Raw genomic sequence first — 15,928 nt, 5'->3', positions numbered from 1 at the left:
TCACGCCGCGACCGGCGCGCTGTCGTCGGCGAATTGCGTGCGGTACAGCTCGGCGTAGCGACCGCCCGCGGCGAGCAGCTGGGCGTGGGCCCCGCGTTCGATGATGCGGCCCTCCTCGAGGACCAGGATCTGGTCGGCGTTGCGGATGGTGGACAGGCGGTGCGCGATGACCAGGGCCGTTCTGCCCTCGAGGGCCTCGGCGAGGGCCTCCTGCACGGCCGCCTCGGAGGTGGAGTCCAGCGAGGCGGTGGCCTCGTCGAGGATCACCACGCGCGGCTGCTTGAGCAGCAGGCGGGCGATCGTCAGGCGCTGGCGTTCGCCGCCGGAGAGCCGATAGCCGCGTTCACCGACGACGGTGTCCAGGCCGTCGGGCATGGATGTCACCAGATCCCGTAACCGGGCGCGCTGCAAGGCATCCCAGATCTCGGCGTCGCCGGCATTCGGCCGGGCCAGTTGGAGGTTGGCGCGGATGGTGTCGTGGAACAGGTGACCGTCCTGGGTGACCAGGCCGACTGTCTCCTGAATCGAACGGGCGGTCAGCCCGCGAACATCCACTCCGTTGAGCCGCACCGCACCGGAATCCACGTTGTACAGGCGCGAAACCAACTGGGCAATGGTGGATTTGCCCGCACCCGACGAGCCGACCAGCGCGACCATCTGGCCGGGCTCGGCACGGAGCGAAATCCCGTGCAGCACTTCCTCACCGCCGCGGGTATCGAGGGTCGCGACATCCTCGAGCGATGCGAGCGACACCTTGTCCGCGGCCGGGTAGCCGAAGCGCACCGAGTCGAATTCCACGGAGACCGGGCCGGTCGGCACCGGGGTGGCATCGGCCGCATCCTCGATCAGCGGTTTGATGTCGAGGATTTCGAAGACGCGCTCGAAGCTGACCAGTGCCGACATGATGTCGACGCGGGCGGTCGCCAGCGCGGTCAGCGGCGTGTACAGGCGGGTCAGCAACAGCGACAACGACACCACCGCGCCCGCGTCGAGCTGCCCGCGCAGCGCGTACCACCCGCCGAGGCCGTAGACCAGCGCCACCGCCAGTGCCGACACCAAGGTCAGCGCGGTGACGAAGACGGTCTGCAGCATGGCTGTGCGGACCCCGATGTCGCGCACCCGGCCGGCGCGCAGCGCGAATTCGGTCGATTCCTGCTGTGGCCGCCCGAACAGCTTCACCAGCGTGGCGCCGGGGGCGGAGAACCGCTCGGTCATCTGGGTGCTCATCGCGGCGTTGAGCTGCGCGGCCTCGCGCTGGATGCTCGCGACCCGGGTACCCATGCGGCGTGCCGGAATCATGAACAGCGGCAGCATGATCAGCGCCAGCAGGGTGATCTGCCACGACAGCTGCACCATCACCACGAGCGTCAGCAGCAATGTGACGAGGTTGGTGACCACGCCCGACAGGGTGGTGCTGAACGCGCGCTGCGCGCCGATCACATCGCTGTTGAGCCGGCTGACGAGCGCGCCGGTGCGGGTGCGGTTGAAGAAGGCGATCGGCATCTTCTGCACGTGGTCGAACACGGAGGTGCGCAGGTCGAGGATGAGGCCCTCGCCGATACGCGACGACAGCCACCGAATCACGATGCCGAGCGCCGCGTCGGCCACCGCGACCGTGCCGATGACCGCCGCCAGCAGCACGACGGAACTCGGGGCCTCGTGCCCGACGATCTTGTTGACGACCTGGCCGGCCAGCACCGGATTGGCCACGACCAGCAGCGCCGACACGACGCTGAAGATCAGGAACCCGATCAGCTGTGGGCGATGTGGTCGCGCGAACCGCAGGATTCGGCGAGCCGTGGCGCGGCTGAGCGCGCGCCGTTCCTGTGGCGCGTGCGCCTGCCGGTAGAGCTGGCTCCACGCCTCCGACTCGATACTCATCCGCCTACTCCTTCCGCTCGGGTCATCGAACCCGACGGCACCGACACTAGAACCTCAACAATGGTTAAGGGCAAGTCAAGCCGCGCTCGGACGGGATTCGCTGTGAGAGAACTTGCGAACGAACCGTCGACACAGCGCGCCTCGCGCACGACGGAGGCGAGCGCCAGCGAGGTGGAGTCGTGAGCGGAATCGGCCGCCGGGATCGGTCCCGGATCGACGGTTCGACCTGCGGAACCGGCGAGGCCCGCCGCGGCGGACGTATGGTCGAACCCATGAAGGCGATCCAGTACGAGCGTGTCGGCGGACCCGAGGTGTTGGAGCTGGTCGAGGTTCCGGTGCCGGAGCCGATCGGAGAACAGGTCCGGGTGGCGGTGCGGGCGGCCGGGGTGAATCCGGCCGACTGGAAGTTCCGCGAGGGCCTGATGCCCGGCGCGCCGGACTTCCCGCGCCGCGCCGGAATCGAGATCGCCGGATTCGTCGAGGCCGCCGGGCCCGACGCCGCCTGGCGCGTCGGCGACGAGGTGATCGGCTGGTCGCAGACCGGCGGCTACGCGGAATACGCGCTGGCCATCCAGTTGGCCCCGAAACCCGCGGGCCTGCCGTACCCCGACGCGGTGGCGGTTCCGGTCGCGGCGAACACCGCCGACGGCGGGCTCGGGGTGCTGGAGCTGAAACCCGGTGAGACGCTGGTGGTGAACGGGGCGTCCGGCGCGGTCGGCGCGATGGTCGTGCAACTGGCCCGCGAGGCGGGCGCCGAGGTGATCGGGACGGCGTCGGCCGCGAACCAGGAGGTGGTCCGGTCCCTGGGCGCGACGCCGACCGTGTACGGCGACGGCGTCGCCGACCGGATCCGGTCGCTCGCACCGAACGGCGTCGACGCGGTATTCGACTGTGCGGGCCACGGATTCCTCGATGCCGCCATCGAATTGCGGGGCGGGACGGAACGCATCGTCACCATCGCCGACGGGGATGCGGCGGCGAAGGGTGTCGCCTTCTACTCCCGGACCGGCGGCGCCGCACTGGATGTGGTCGAGTGGGTGGCGCGGCTGGTGGCGACCGGCGCGTTCCGGCTGCCGGGCCAGGCCCGCACCTACCCGCTGGCCGAGGCCGCCGCCGCGCAGCGCGAGAGCGAAACCGGCCACGGGCTCGGCAAGATCGTGCTCACGATCGGCTGATCGGCACGAATTCCCTACCAGCTCAACGGAAGCGCCTTCGGCCCGCGCACGAGCAGCCCGGTCTTCCACGGCACCTCGTCGATCGGCACCGCCAGGCGTAGCGACGGAAAGCGTTGCAGCAGCGCGCTCATCGCGACCTGCAGCTCGAGCCGCGCGAGTTGCGCGCCGAGGCAGTGGTGGGCGCCGTGCCCGAAGGCGATATGCGGGTTGTGCTTGCGGGTGAGATCCAGCGCGCCGGGATCGTCGAAGACGTTCTCGTCCCGATTGGCGACCTGCATGTTGACGAAGACCGCCTCCCCGGCGCGCACGCTGACGCCGCCCAGCTCGACGTCTTCGGTCGCGATGCGCGGGGACGAGCCGCCGGAACCCAGCTGCACATAGCGCAGCAGCTCCTCCACGGCGCCCGGAACCAGATCGGGCCGATCGCGCAGCGACTCCCAGTAGTCCCGCTCGGCGAGCAGCAGGTAGGTGAAGTTGGCGATCTGGTTGGCGGTCGTCTCGTGGCCCGCGATCAGCAGGCCGATCCCCATATTGACCAGCTCGGCCTCGCTCAGCCGGTCCTCGTCGTCCCGGGCGGTGACCAGCGCGCCGAGCAGGTCGTCGGATGGCTCCCGCCTGCGCTGCGCGACGAGTTCGGCGAGATAGCCCTCCAGCTCGGCCCGCCCGGCGGTGATCTGCTCGCGGGTGTAGGCGGTGGTGGACAGGATCATGTCGGAGAAATCCCGGAACCGGTGCTGGTCGCGGGTCGGCACGCCGAGCATGTCGCAAATGACGGTGACCGGCAGCGGCAACGCGAAGCCCGCGACCAGATCGGCGGGGGGACCGGACCTTTCGAGCTCGGTCAGCAGCTCGTCCACGATCGCTTCGGCGCGCGGGCGCAACTGTTGGACCCGGCGGCCGGTGAACGCCTTGACCACCAGCTTGCGCAGCCTGGTGTGCTCCGGCGGGTCCATGCTCAGCAGCGAATCCGGCCGGGCCGGAACCGGCGTCGTGCGCGGCACGTCCTCCCGGTCCACGGCGGCGGCCCGGCTGAATCGCGGGTCGGCGAGTACCAGCTTGGCGTCGTCGTAGCGGGTGACCAGCCAGCCCTCGCCGCCGTAGGGCAGCCGGATGCGGGAGACCGGCTCCTCCCGCTGGAGCTGCGCGAACAGGGGATGCACCTCGAGGCGGATCGGCTCACCGAAGGGGTACTGGCGCGCCTCGGTACGGACGGTCATGCGGACTCCCTTCCCCGACGGCGGTCGCGGGCGCTCAACCGATGTAAGCAATCGCTTACATAGCTACGGTAAGGGAGGCCGCGAGTCCCCGTCAACGGGTGAATCCCATTACGGCGGTGGGTAATTCACATCCGCCTGTTCCAGTAGCACCCGGGTCGCCCGCAGCACATGCCGCGCAACCAGCGCCGGATCGGCGCTCGCCAGCGGCTCCCGGCCGTGCACCGAACGCATCAACCCGATGCCCAGCACCCAGGCGAGCAGCAGGTCCGCACGCAGTTCGCCGTCCGGGTCGTCGGTGAGCGCGGACAGCGCGCGGACGTACTCGTCGCCCAGCTCGCGCCGAATCGCCGAGGCCCCCTGGACGTGCCCGCTGGAGCGCAGCGCGGCCTGCAGCCAATACTCCTGTGCCGCGGCATCGCTCGGAAGGAGTGCCCGTGCGAGCAGCCGGGCCGGGAGGGCGGCGGGCGGCCCGTCCTCGAGCACGCGCCGACCCCGATCCGCGATCGCCGCCCGGAACAGTTCGTCCTTGCTGCCGAAATACCGGAACAGCAGCGCCTGGTTCACCCCGGCGCGGGCGGCGATATCGCGCACGGTGGCCCGTTCGTATCCGCGCTCGGCGAACAGCTCCTGCGCCGCCGCCAGCAGCGCATTGCGGGTCGCGGCCGCATCCCGCTTCCGGCCGACCGGCTCGTTCTCGCTCGACATGGACCTCCGCTCACCGCACCTCCCCGAACCCCGAAAAGCAGCGTAGGGCACCGACGAACCGGACAAAGTGGGCCTGGTCCGCTGAATGGCCGGGCGGAACCGGGACTCGGCGAGAGATGCGCAGGCGACCCGAATCTTCGGTTGCTGTCGGATTGCCGGGCAGGCGAGATTCAGGCCGTGTGATCAGGTCGCCGAGTCGGAGACCAGCTCGCCCGATTTCTCTTGGGGCGATGAATCTTTCGCCGCGAACACCCGACGCCACGCGGGCGGCGGTGTTACGGTGACGGTGGCTCAGCTACCGAACGGCAGGGTGCCGGGCGGGATCTGGTAGCCGGAGCTACCAGCGAAGACGGTACCCCAGGCGCCGAGCAGCCAGTTCAAAACGTTGGTGAGCATGGAAACCTCCGTGGGTGTATGCCAGCCCATTGCCGACATGACCAATCGGTAGCGGAATCGCCGGATGTGATTCGTCCGTTACAAACTACTGGTGGCTGCCCGGAGGCGCGGTTCCCAGTTGCGAATCTCACGAAACGCGGTGTGTCGCACGTCACTTTAGAATCGCGCCGCCCGGTGTCCGGTCCGAATTCCGGCGGGGAGCACAATGTCCCGGTGGTAACGAAGATCGACGGCGCGGCGCGCACGGTGACGGCGGACCGCCCCATCGATCTCGCGCACACCGTCGCACCGCTGCGGCGCGGCGCCGGGGATCCCTGCCACCGGACGACCGCGGACGGCGCGCACTGGCATGCGTCGCGGATGCCCTCCGGGGCGGTCACCTACCGGCTCGTCCAGGGCGGGCCGCGCGCGGTGGCGGCGCGGGCGTGGGGTCCCGGCGCCGAGGAATTTCTGGAACGGCTGCCCGGCATGCTGTGCCTCGACGAGGACGTGGCCGGGTTCGCGCCGGAGCATCCGAAGATCGCCGCGGCGCACCGCCGTCACCCGGGGCTGCGGATGCTGCGCACGGGACTGGTGTTCGAGACGCTGGTACCGACGATCCTGGAACAGCGGGTGCACACCATCTCGGCCCGGGCGTCGTGGCGAAAGCTGGTGTGGCAGTTCGGCGAGCCCGCACCGGGACCGGTACCGGCGCCGATGCGGGTGGCGCCCGACGCCGAGACGTGGCGGTACATCCCGTCGTGGACCTATCACCGCGCCAACGTCGATCCCCAGCGCGCCAAGACCATCGTGCTGGCCGCGCGCATGGCCGACAAGCTCGAACAGGCCGCCGCCATGGACCACGCGGGGGCCGCGCGCCGGTTGTGCACGGTGCCCGGCATCGGCGTGTGGACCGCCGCCGAGGTGGCCCAGCGCGCATTCGGCGATCCGGACGCGTTGTCGGTCGGCGACTACAACCTGTCCGACATCGTCGGCTGGACCCTCCTCGGCCGCCCCATCGACGACGACACCATGATCGAATACCTGGAACCCCTACGCCCGCACCGCTACCGAGCCGTCCGTCTCCTCGAAATCTCCGGCCAGGCCCGCAAGCCCAAGTTCGCCCCCCGCACCCCCCTGGTCGACATCACCCGCATCTGACTTTCCCGCACCCCCTGCTCGTTCCCGCACCCCCTGCATGCCCCTGGAGGGGGTGCGGGAACACGAAGGGCGTGCGGGAACGGGCGTGGGCGTCACTGCCGGGCGGCCTTTTCTCCGGCGGCGCAGGCCTGGGAGAGGGCCTGCGGGACGGGGATTCGGCCGAGGAACATCTCGCCGAGGATCGGCTCGATAGCCTCCAGGGCGGCGGCGAAGCCGGGACCGCCGCCGGAGGAGATCCGCGGACCGGCCAGGACATCGAAGAACGGGGATACATCGATTCCCCTGGCGGCCCAGTGATCTCGGTACAGCTGCTGGTTCGCGAGAACCGCCGGGATGGTGGCGCCGTCCTGCGCGAGATAGCGATTGCCCTCGGTACCGCCCAGCCAGGCCAGCACCCGGCGCACCGCCTCGGGATGCCGACTGTCGGCATTGCCCGCGACACCGATCGCGTTGTTGGTGCTCACCCGCCCCGCGGGCCCCTGCGGCAGCAGGGCGATACCCCACCCGAAGCGCGCCTCCCGGGCGATCTGGGCGAGGTTGTAGGTCCCGGACTGAAACAGCGCCAGCTTGCCTTGCAGGAAGGCATTTTTCGCGAAGTCGCTGTTGGTACTGGTATCCGCGGCCGACGGAGAAAGCCGATCGGCGACGAGCCGCACCAGGTAGTCGAATGCCTCGATCCCCTGCGGACTGTCGAATACGAAGCGGTCGTCGCGCTGGAACTCCCCGCCCGCGGAACCCAGGTACGGCAGCTCGATGGACTGAAAATCGTTGGCCGCGTTGTACGCCCACGGCGCGGCGGCCGAAAGACGTTGCAGCAGTGGCCGGAACGTATCGTCCCCGCCGGGACTCCACCGGACCGCCGCCAGTTCCGCGGGATCGACGCGCGCCGCCGCCAGCAGGTCGCGATTGAAATACACCGCGGTGCCGCCGTCGACGAATTGCGGTACGGCCCAGAGGGTTCCGTTGCGGGTGTACTGGGTGACGGCGGAGGGGTCCCACTGCCGGGCGGCCTCCGGACCCAGTGCTTCGCCGATATCGACCAGCCGTCCGGCGTCGGCATAATCCTCGTACAGGTTGGTCCAATACAGATCGTCGGCGGTCCCGCCCGCCACGTCCAGTCGCAGCTTCTGCTGATAGGAGGCCCACGGCACCACCGTGACCCGGACCTCGAGATCCGGATTCGCTCGCTGGAAGGCATCCAGTGACGCCCGGTACGCGGGAACGAACTGCTCGTCCCAGATCCGCAGCCGCACCACCGTGCGCCCCGAACCGTCGCCGGGATCGCCGAGCCACAGTGCCGCCGCGACCAGCAGTACCGCGCTGAGCGCGGCACCGACGATCACGCGCGTCGAGGTCTTCATCGCCGCCCCGTCCACGCGATCGACCGCATGACCTGTCGCTGGAACACCAGGAACAGCACCACCAGCGGCACGATGGCCAGCGTCGTCGCCGCCATGACCAGCGTCCACTGCGTGTTGTACTGCGTCTGCAGGTTGGCCGTCGCCACGGTCAGCACCTGCCAGGTGCGGCCGCTGCTCGCGACCAGCGGCCACATGAAGTTGTTCCACTGCGTGACGATCGTGATCAGCGTCAGCGTGGCCAGGATCGGCCGGCTCATCGGCACCACCACGTGCACCAGAACGTCCGCCGTGCCGGCGCCGTCGAGGCGAGCCGCCCCGATCAGCTCCTCCGGGATGGTCCGAAAGTACTGGCGCAGCAGGAAGATCGCGTACGGCGAGCCGAATACGAACGGCAGCACCAATGCCCAGAACGTGTTGAGCAGGCCCAGCTTCGCGAACATCAGATAGAGCGGAATCAGGGTCACCATGGACGGCACCATCATGGTGCCCAGATACACCCAGAACAGCAGATCGCGTCCCGGAAACTCGGTGCGCGCGAACGCGTACGCCGCCAGGATCGAGGTGAGGAGCTGCCCTCCGGTGATGAATACGGTCATCAGTGCCGTCACCACCGCGGCCCGCCCCATGCCACCCTGATCCAGAACAGCGTGAAAGTTGGCCCCTGTCACCGGATTCGGCAGGGCAAGCGGAGATTGCGCCGCGAACTGCGCGGGTGTCTTCACCGCCGTCATCGCGCTGAGTACCAGGGGAGCCACCGTCAGCAGTGCCCCCGCGATCAGCAGCAGGTAGACGACGCCCGCCCGCAGTGCACCGTGCCGCGCGGAACGCGATGTCTCAGAACTCATACGTGGTCCTGCTCCGGAAGTACCGGTGCTGCACCACCGTGATGGCGAACATTACCGCGAACACCACGATCGCCATCACGGCCGCCCGCCCGGGCCGCGCCGCGTCGAAGGCCTCGGAGAACATGCGCATCGCCACCACATCGGTGCGGTCGCCCGGCCCGCCCTTGGTGAGGGCGTACACCGTGTCGAAGGTCTGGAAGGCGGTCAGCGCACCGGTGACCAGGACGAAGAACATGGTGGGCCGCAGCAGCGGCAGCATCAGCCATCGGATGCGCCGCCAGCCCGTGGCACCGTCCAGCTCCCCGGCGTCGAGGATCTCGTGCGGTATCGCGCGGATCCCGGCCACGAAGAACAGCGCCACGTACCCGAAGTTCGCCCAGATGCTCACCGCGGCAACCGAAGGCAGCGCCAGCGCCGGATCCGACAGCCATTCGATCCGCCGCCGCAGCACCGCGTCGAGCGCGCCACCGGTCGGCGCGAACATCCACTGCCACACGACGCCGACAGCGACCGGCGCGCACATCCAGGGCAGGGCGAAGACCACCCGCAGCGCCGAGCCGCCCCGCCGCCGAGCCAGCGGCGCCGCGACCGCGAACCCCAGCACCGTCTGCACCGGCACCACGATCGCCGTCAACGCCAGCGTCACCAGCAGCGAATGCCCGAACTCCCGGTCGCCCAGCACCGATCGCCAGTTCTCGAGCCCCACGAACCGCATGGGCCCCAGCAGATTCCAGCTGTGCAGGCTCAGCCACGCCACCACCACGATCGGCAACAGCAGAAAGCAGCCGACCCCGATCAGGCTCGGCCCCAGCAGCACATAACTCGTCACGGCACGACGAACCGCCCGTCGGTTCATGATCACCGACGCTACCGGCGCGGGCGCCGCGTCAGTCCTTGGGCCCGCCCGCGACGTAGACGACCTGGCCGGAGACGAAGCCCGCGCCCTCGCTCACCAGGAACGAGGCGGTGTGCGCGATGTCCTCGGGACGGCCGACCCGCTGCACCGGGATCTGCGCGGCGGCGGCCTTCTGGAAGTCGTCGAAGTCCGCGCCGACGCGCGCGGCGGTCGCCGCGGTCATATCGGTGACGATGAATCCCGGGGCGATGGCGTTGGCGGTGATGCCGAACTTGCCCAGCTCGAAGGCCAGCGTCTTGGTGAAGCCCTGCATACCCGCCTTGGCGGCGGAATAGTTGGCCTGGCCGCGATTGCCGAGCGCCGACGTACTGGACAGGTTCACGATCCGACCCCACTTGGCGTCGACCATGTGTTTCTGCACCGCCCGCGTGAGCAGGAACGCGCCGCGCAGATGCACGTTCAGCACCGCGTCCCAGTCGTCGACGCTCATCTTGAACAGCAGGTTGTCGCGCAGGATGCCCGCGTTGTTGACGACGACGGTCGGCGCGCCGAGCTCGCTCTCCAATCGCTCGATCGCCGCCGCCACCGAGGCCTCGTCGGAGACGTCCGCGCCGAGCGCCACCGCCCGGCCCCCGGCGTCGTTGATCGCCTGCACGGTGTCGGCACAGCTCGCGGCGTCCAGATCCAGCACACCGATCTGCATGCCGTCCGCCGCCAGCCTTTTGGCGATCGCCGCGCCGATTCCGCGCGCGGCACCGGAAACTACGGCAACACGTTCGGCCATGGAGATCCTCCGTCCTCGATTCGGGAGCTACTCGGACACTACGTGGATCATTCCACCCACAGCGACCAGGTGCCGCCGCGTCCCTGACCCTCGCAGACCAGCGCGTGACCGTCGGTGGTGCGGGCGGTGGTGTCGGTTCCGGGAATGCATTTCGAGCCGCCCTCGTGGACGGCCGTCGACACGGTGTTCGGGCCCGCCCAGCGATACGCCCCGCCGCCGCGCAGGCACAGCAGGGTGCTGCCGTCGGCGGCGGCGCCGATGAGTCCGGCCTGCGCCTGGGTGCATGCCTCGCCCTTCGCGACCGTCGGCGGACCCGCCGCGGTCGGGGGCGCGACCGCCGTGGTGGGAACGGGCGGCGGCGTGGGTGTCGCGGCGACGGTCACGACGGTGGTGGCGGCCGTCGGCGTCGGATCGCTGCCGAATGCCGTGCGCGGCAGCGTCACCCCCGACAGCACGATGACCCCGGCGAGGACGACCACCTCGAGAATCCCGATCAGCAGCGCGAACATCGCCATGGCCCGCCCGCGGGGATGCCCGAAGGAGATGAGACCGAATACGAGTGCCACCGGGAACAATCCGAGCAGGGCGGCGATCAGCGCGATGATCGAATACGGATTGACGATCGGCGGGACCTCCACGCGCAACCGCCCCGTCCGCCGCCGGCTCTGGGTGCTCTCCCAGCGCTCCTCGTCGGCCTCGATCGGTTCCGCGCGCCGCCTGCCCCGCTCGGCCTCCCAGTAGTCGTCGTCGGCTTCCGCGGTCTGGGCGCGTCTTCGGTTCCGCGCGGCCTCCCACCGGTCCTGGTCCGGATCGGGCGCGGGGGCGTAGCGATCGTCCGGTGCGCCCTGCCAGTGGTCCTCCGGCGGCGGCATCGGAGGCCGCCGGTTCGGGCCGCCCACCCAGCGTTCCTCCTCGGGTTCCGCGGCGGGCGCGTACCGGCCGTTGGGCGGCGGCGCCCAGCCCTCGTCGGATTCGGCCACCGGCCACCGTTGATCGTCCGGCGCCTCCGGGCGCCCGGGCTTCGCAGGCAGCCTGCGGACCATACCGAGTTCCTCTCACTTCACTCGTGCAGGAACCTCACCAACGGACCCGCCCCGATACCGAGAAAGGATAGGGGTCCCCACAGCCCCCGCAACCTGTGCAGTTCAGAGGGCATAGTTCTGATCTTGATCGGGGAGCGGGCCGATTGCGCGTCGTTTCACAGCGATGCCACGCACACCACGAATCTCCGCTGGTTGTAGACGAACCCGCGGTCGCCGGCCGAGCATTCGTTGACATTGGTCGTGCCCTGCTTGATCTCCGTGACGCGCACCGCCTTACCGGGCGGCCTGGTGCAGTCGGCCGGTTTCGGGGTGTCGGTTGCCATATCCATGCAATTGCCGACCACCCAGTTGATATCCAGGCACAGCGGACCCTGTTCCGGGGCCGGGGGCTGCCCCGGAGGCGCGGGTGGTGGCGGCATCGAGAACGAGCGATCCGCGTCGACCGGGCAACGGCCGCTCGGGGGCGCCTTGCTGGTCACCTTGTAGCCCGAGCCGCCGGTCGAACAGGTGGCCTTGGTGGGGGCGGCACCGCCCAATTCCACGCAGTCGCCGATGTTCAGCTCGATCGCGACCGCGGCGGGATCCTTGCGCTCGGAGGCGTCCTTGTTCACCGCGGTCTCGGCGGCGGATTCGGGGACGGGCTCGCTCGGCGGGGCCGCGATCGGCACCGGCGGCGCCGCGGACGCCGATACTGGCGCGGCGGTGGTCGTCCCGACCTGCGCTGCGCGCGGCTGCACGGGGGTCGCATCGTCGTCGTTGCTCATCAGCGAGAGCGCGGCGGCGGCCAGGCACGCGGTCGACAGCGCGGCGGCAATGACGAAGCCCGTCAGGGTGACTCCGGCATGGAGACGTCGTCGGCCCACGAAACCAAACCTCCTGGATGCAGCTCCCACCGACTACGAGATCCGAAGCGTCGGAGCGCAATTGCGTCGACGTAGTGCATACACGATGTGAGCGCTACGCGCGACTCGAGAAAGGAGACATGGTCACGATTCTGCAACGAACGCTTTGTGCATCTCGCCAACCATGCGGTCTGCCAACGAGAGTCGTTCGCTGTATCTCGCCACCGGGCGTCGGAGACCCCGGAGAATAAAACGTATAAAAAGGATAACAGAGGATGAAGCTCGGCACGTTCGCCGCCACCGCCCTCATGGTCGTCGCCGCTGTGGGGATCACTGCGGGAACCGTGAATGCAGGTCCGGCCGCCACCCCCGATCGAGAACTCGCGTCGTCCGGAGTCGACCAGGGAGTCGCCTACCGCGCAACACTTTCCGAGGACGACCGCGTCCTGACCACCGTCGTCGACAACGGCAGGTTCGAGACCGTCGCCGACGGCTCCCGGGTCGTCCTGCGCTCGGCCGCCGACACCGTAATCGCCGAGGTCCCACTGGCTTTCGATGTCAAGGGCCACCGGCTGCCCGTCGCCCAGCAGATCAGCGCGGACGGCCGGACGCTGTCGCTCACCCCGCGGGTGACCGCCGCCGATATCGGCGAGATGCAGCCGATCGACCCGATGGGCCGTCTCGTCACCGAGCTCAACAAGAACGTCGTCGGGATGGTGATCGGCGGCGTGCTGGGCGGCCTGATCGGAGCCGTCCTCGGATTCTTCTTCCTCAGCTGGCTCACCGGGCCGATCGGCCTGCTGATCGGGGCGCTTGCCGGCGGCGCGATCATGGGCGGGCAGCCGTTCATCGATGCGCTGGCGGGCATCGTCACCGGAGTGTCCTAGCTCGGGCGTCCTGCGGCCGGCTGCGGCCGACGCTCACCCCGGCCGACTTGTGCCGCAGCCCTTCACGATTCGTCGATCGTGTGTTCCCCGACCAGAGCGATCCGGACGCTGAGCAGCCACCCGGCGAACCAGAGCAGTAGCCGGTCGTAGCGATCGAGGCCCCGGTGCGCGCGACGGCGCCGGGTTCCTATGCGCCGCACGGGTGCAGCGTGCCGGGCCCGCCCGGTGCGGGCCACCGCCAGCTGCGGCACCTGTCGCCCCGGTGCGATGGCGTGCCGGGCCGCGCCGGTGGTCTGACCGGCGGCGTGCCGGGCCTTGGTGCGCGTGCCGGGCGGCGTCAGCCGCACCACCTTCCGCTCATGCGCGGGGGCGGTCATGACGACGCCGCGCCGGCGCTCGGTGACGCGGGCCGCGGCGTCTGTTGTCGGCTCCCTGCGCTGGCTCACGGCATCGCCCTTTCGTCGAGGACGCAGCGGCCCGACTCGACCAGCACGGTCCGGGCGCGGCGGCGTACCCGGCAGGTGTCGACTGTGCAATCGATGTGCAACTGCATGGCGGCGTGCGCCTGTTCGATGTTCAGGATGCCCGGATCGCTCTCGCAGCGCAGGAGTCCGGCGACCGGGAGGTGCAGACTGGTCAGCTGCATGCCGACACCTCCGCCGCAACTCGCCGATATCGGCGGCGCGGCGGAGACATATGTTCCTCCCAGGGCTGCTGATGAATAGCCATGCCCACGGCTTCCATGGGTGTCAGGCCGACCTCGTCGGCGAGTCCGCCGACGGCGTGCAGCAGGGATGGCACCACCTCGGCAACCTGCAGTGCGGCCACCGCCTGCGCGCAGGTCAGGGTGCGGCCGGGCAGATAGGACACCACCCAGCCGGCCTGTCCTACGCTGCGGGCGCGGTGCGGGGTTAGATCGCTGGTCATCAACGACGATCCGATGACGTGTACAGCCATGACTCCTCGTTCCTGCGTGCGATTCCTGAAGGGCGCCCGGATGTTTCAGGAGGTAGGAAGGGGTCGAGCACTGCGATGCGACCGTCGAGCTCCGGCCGCGCCATCCCCTTGCATCCAGCTCCGAGCACACTTCCAGCATCCACCAACTGGACGTTCGCCAAGCCCGATTTGGATATCCACAGAGAATTCGCGCGAATCTCCAGCAGCGAATCCACCTGGGGGAGCAAGATTCTCCATAGTGGACGAAAGGCTCCCTGCCGAGGCGATGGGCGGGTCGGGGTGGGGGCTCGAGGGGCCAGGCACCCGACCCGTCGCAGTCGAACCGACAGGCATCCGAAGAGAACGGAGTGCGCTGTGTCTGAGAGTTCTGCGAACACGTCGTCGACCCTCCCCCGTCGCCAGCTCGGAAGATACCTGCGGGACTGGCGAACTCAGGCGGGTCTGACCATCGCCGAGGCCGCGAGGCTGATGGAGTGGGGTGCCAGCACCCTGCAGCGCCTGGAGAAGGGCCAGGCAGATCGCATCCGCACCATAGACATTCAGGAACTGTGCCGCATATACGGCATCCCCGACGACATCGCCGAGGGCCTCAAGGGCCTGGCCCAGCAGGCCGCCGTCAAGAGCTGGTGGCACGCCTACGGCGACCTGATCCCCGAAAACTTCGACGTATACGTGGGTTTGGAGGCCTCGGCGCACCGGCTGACGGCCTCCCAGACCGAGCTGGTCCCCGGCCTGCTACAGACCGCCGACTACGCGCGAGCGCTCAACCTGCTCGGCTTTCCCGACGACAGCGAGGCCGAACTCGAACGCCGCGTGCAGCTGCGACTGCAGCGGCAGGCCTTGATAACTCGCAAGAACCAGCCCGCGACGGTGGATGTGGTGCTCGGTGAATCGGTCTTGCGTCGCGTCGTCGGAAGTGCAAGGGTGATGGCGGCGCAGCTGCGGCACTTGGCCGACCTGAGCACCCGGGACAATGTCACGCTGCGCGTTCTGCCCTTCGCAGCCGGTGTCCCCCTGGGCCTTTCGACCGGCCCGTTCGTGATCCTCGAGTTCGGAACCGACAGCAAGGGGCAGCCGGTGGAGCCGCCGGTGGTGTACGTGGAGGGCTTCACCGGGGATCTGTATCTCGAAAGACCAGGTGACGTACGGCGGTATCGGCGCGCGCACGAGGGTCTGTTGCGCTGTGCGCTGGACGTCCCGACAAGCAGGAACCTGCTGCGGCAGGTCGCTAAGGAATACATGGCATGAGTCGCGCTCCGAAAGGACACAGGATGAGCAGTGAGTTGGTCGGTGCCCATTGGTTCAAGAGCAGTCGTAGCGGTGCCGGCAAGGAATGCGTCGAGGTCGCGTTCCTGGCCGGTGGCCGAGTCGGCGTACGCGACAGCAAGAACCCCGGCGGGCCCGCGTTGATCTTCGGTCCGGACGAGTGGACCGGTTTCGTCGAGGGTGTGAGCGACGGTCAAATCAACCGCGCCTGACCATCTCCCCGGGCGGGCCGCTTCGTCGTTCGGCCGGGCGGCCTGCCCACCATTGCCGTTGGAAGATCACGAATCGGCACCCGTTGTGCAACGAACGAATGTTTGCCTGCGCAAAGAACGGGTATCCGACAAATTGTGGACCGTGGGATCAGGAACGCCACGCCCCGGTACCGCAAGCTGCTTCCCGGCGATTGGGTGGAACGCCTGATCGTCGGTCTGCTCTTCGCGGTATCCGCGGGGGGCGTATACGTGTTGACCGGGGCCGTGCTGTCGGCGTTACTGGTCGGCGTATTGGTCGCGGTGGTTGCCGTCGGAGTGGTTACCCAGCTGTAATTTTGGCCTCCGCTTCGCTCCGGCGGGT

The 15,928-nt window shown here is 69.1% G+C and carries 18 protein-coding genes; 6 read left to right on the top strand and 12 right to left on the bottom strand.

All coding sequences use genetic code 11. The features are described 5' to 3' along the window. Nucleotides 1–1,881: an ABC transporter ATP-binding protein gene (locus NM1_RS28920; RefSeq protein ID WP_068026820.1), complete on the bottom strand. Its 1,881-nt coding sequence runs from the start codon at nt 1,879–1,881 to the stop codon at nt 1–3. A gap of 272 nt (nt 1,882–2,153) precedes the next feature. On the opposite strand from NM1_RS28920, the gene NM1_RS28915 reads away from it, so the two are divergent. After that, entirely contained in the window at nt 2,154–3,056 is a 903-nt protein-coding gene (locus tag NM1_RS28915; RefSeq protein ID WP_068026940.1) for an NADP-dependent oxidoreductase, read from the top strand. A 14-nt stretch (nt 3,057–3,070) separates the two neighbouring features. On the opposite strand, the gene NM1_RS28910 is transcribed toward NM1_RS28915, so the two are convergent. Together NM1_RS28910 and NM1_RS28905 are read right to left on the bottom strand one after the other, a co-directional pair. Then, complete coding sequence (locus NM1_RS28910) at nt 3,071–4,273, bottom strand: cytochrome P450 (protein WP_068026817.1); 1,203 nt, start codon at nt 4,271–4,273, stop codon at nt 3,071–3,073. Between the two features lie 108 nt (nt 4,274–4,381). Further along, nucleotides 4,382–4,978 (bottom strand): TetR/AcrR family transcriptional regulator, encoded by a 597-nt coding sequence (locus NM1_RS28905; RefSeq protein ID WP_068026814.1) that lies wholly within the window; start codon nt 4,976–4,978, stop codon nt 4,382–4,384. 609 nt (nt 4,979–5,587) lie between these two features. Here NM1_RS28905 and NM1_RS28900 point away from each other — a divergent pair. Continuing rightward, the gene (locus NM1_RS28900) at nt 5,588–6,514 is read left to right on the top strand and encodes a DNA-3-methyladenine glycosylase family protein (RefSeq protein WP_068026937.1); all 927 of its coding nucleotides are present in this window, start codon (nt 5,588–5,590) and stop codon (nt 6,512–6,514) included. Nucleotides 6,515–6,606: 92 nt separating this feature from the next. On the opposite strand, the gene NM1_RS28895 is transcribed toward NM1_RS28900, so the two are convergent. The 6 genes from NM1_RS28895 to lppU form a co-directional block, all read right to left on the bottom strand. Continuing rightward, entirely contained in the window at nt 6,607–7,875 is a 1,269-nt protein-coding gene (locus tag NM1_RS28895; RefSeq protein WP_068026933.1) for an ABC transporter substrate-binding protein, read from the bottom strand. Next, a complete protein-coding gene (locus NM1_RS28890; protein WP_068026810.1) occupies nt 7,872–8,720 on the bottom strand; it encodes a carbohydrate ABC transporter permease in 849 nt (282 codons plus the stop codon). The genes NM1_RS28895 and NM1_RS28890 overlap by 4 nt, the downstream gene beginning before the upstream one ends. After that, nucleotides 8,710–9,576 (bottom strand): carbohydrate ABC transporter permease, encoded by an 867-nt coding sequence (locus tag NM1_RS28885; RefSeq protein ID WP_068026808.1) that lies wholly within the window; start codon nt 9,574–9,576, stop codon nt 8,710–8,712. Before NM1_RS28885 ends, NM1_RS28890 begins: the two co-directional genes overlap by 11 nt. Nucleotides 9,577–9,607: 31 nt before the next feature. Continuing rightward, nucleotides 9,608–10,360, bottom strand: a complete 753-nt coding sequence (fabG, locus tag NM1_RS28880; protein ID WP_068026805.1) for a 3-oxoacyl-ACP reductase FabG — start codon at nt 10,358–10,360, stop codon at nt 9,608–9,610. A 47-nt stretch (nt 10,361–10,407) separates the two neighbouring features. Further along, the gene (locus NM1_RS43380) at nt 10,408–11,403 is read right to left on the bottom strand and encodes a DUF4190 domain-containing protein (protein WP_068026802.1); all 996 of its coding nucleotides are present in this window, start codon (nt 11,401–11,403) and stop codon (nt 10,408–10,410) included. Nucleotides 11,404–11,558: 155 nt separating this feature from the next. Beyond that, the gene (gene lppU / locus NM1_RS28870; protein ID WP_068026798.1) at nt 11,559–12,266 is read right to left on the bottom strand and encodes an LppU family putative lipoprotein; all 708 of its coding nucleotides are present in this window, start codon (nt 12,264–12,266) and stop codon (nt 11,559–11,561) included. Between the two features lie 254 nt (nt 12,267–12,520). Here lppU and NM1_RS28865 point away from each other — a divergent pair, with 254 nt between their 5' ends. Beyond that, nucleotides 12,521–13,132, top strand: coding sequence for a DUF8020 domain-containing protein (locus NM1_RS28865; protein ID WP_068026795.1), 612 nt, complete (start codon nt 12,521–12,523; stop codon nt 13,130–13,132). Between the two features lie 62 nt (nt 13,133–13,194). Here NM1_RS28865 and NM1_RS28860 read toward each other — a convergent pair whose 3' ends face one another. The 3 genes from NM1_RS28860 to NM1_RS28850 are packed head-to-tail and all read right to left on the bottom strand — an operon-like array spanning nt 13,195 to nt 14,089. Next, a complete protein-coding gene (locus NM1_RS28860; protein WP_147289036.1) occupies nt 13,195–13,578 on the bottom strand; it encodes a hypothetical protein in 384 nt (127 codons plus the stop codon). Beyond that, nucleotides 13,575–13,778: a hypothetical protein gene (locus NM1_RS28855; RefSeq protein ID WP_068026788.1), complete on the bottom strand. Its 204-nt coding sequence runs from the start codon at nt 13,776–13,778 to the stop codon at nt 13,575–13,577. The genes NM1_RS28860 and NM1_RS28855 overlap by 4 nt, the downstream gene beginning before the upstream one ends. Further along, on the bottom strand, nt 13,769–14,089 hold the full coding sequence (locus NM1_RS28850) for a hypothetical protein (RefSeq protein ID WP_068026785.1): 321 nt from the start codon (nt 14,087–14,089) through the stop codon (nt 13,769–13,771). The genes NM1_RS28855 and NM1_RS28850 overlap by 10 nt, the downstream gene beginning before the upstream one ends. Before the next feature lie 354 nt (nt 14,090–14,443). Here NM1_RS28850 and NM1_RS28845 point away from each other — a divergent pair, with 354 nt between their 5' ends. The 3 genes from NM1_RS28845 (at nt 14,444) to NM1_RS28835 (ending at nt 15,900) form a co-directional block, all read left to right on the top strand. Next, the gene (locus NM1_RS28845) at nt 14,444–15,337 is read left to right on the top strand and encodes a helix-turn-helix domain-containing protein (RefSeq protein ID WP_068026782.1); all 894 of its coding nucleotides are present in this window, start codon (nt 14,444–14,446) and stop codon (nt 15,335–15,337) included. A 23-nt stretch (nt 15,338–15,360) separates the two neighbouring features. Next, nucleotides 15,361–15,567: a DUF397 domain-containing protein gene (locus NM1_RS28840; protein WP_068026780.1), complete on the top strand. Its 207-nt coding sequence runs from the start codon at nt 15,361–15,363 to the stop codon at nt 15,565–15,567. A 135-nt stretch (nt 15,568–15,702) separates the two neighbouring features. Further along, nucleotides 15,703–15,900 carry a hypothetical protein gene (locus tag NM1_RS28835; protein WP_068026776.1) on the top strand — a complete coding sequence of 66 codons (198 nt, stop codon included), beginning with the start codon at nt 15,703–15,705 and terminating at the stop codon, nt 15,898–15,900. The last annotated feature ends 28 nt before the right edge of the window (nt 15,901–15,928 follow it).

It is taken from the genome of Nocardia mexicana NBRC 108244, assembly GCF_001613165.1.
Classification (GTDB): domain Bacteria; phylum Actinomycetota; class Actinomycetes; order Mycobacteriales; family Mycobacteriaceae; genus Nocardia; species Nocardia mexicana.
The sequence above is the reverse complement of the archived record's forward strand: the minus strand, read 5'-3'. Positions and strand labels throughout refer to the sequence as shown.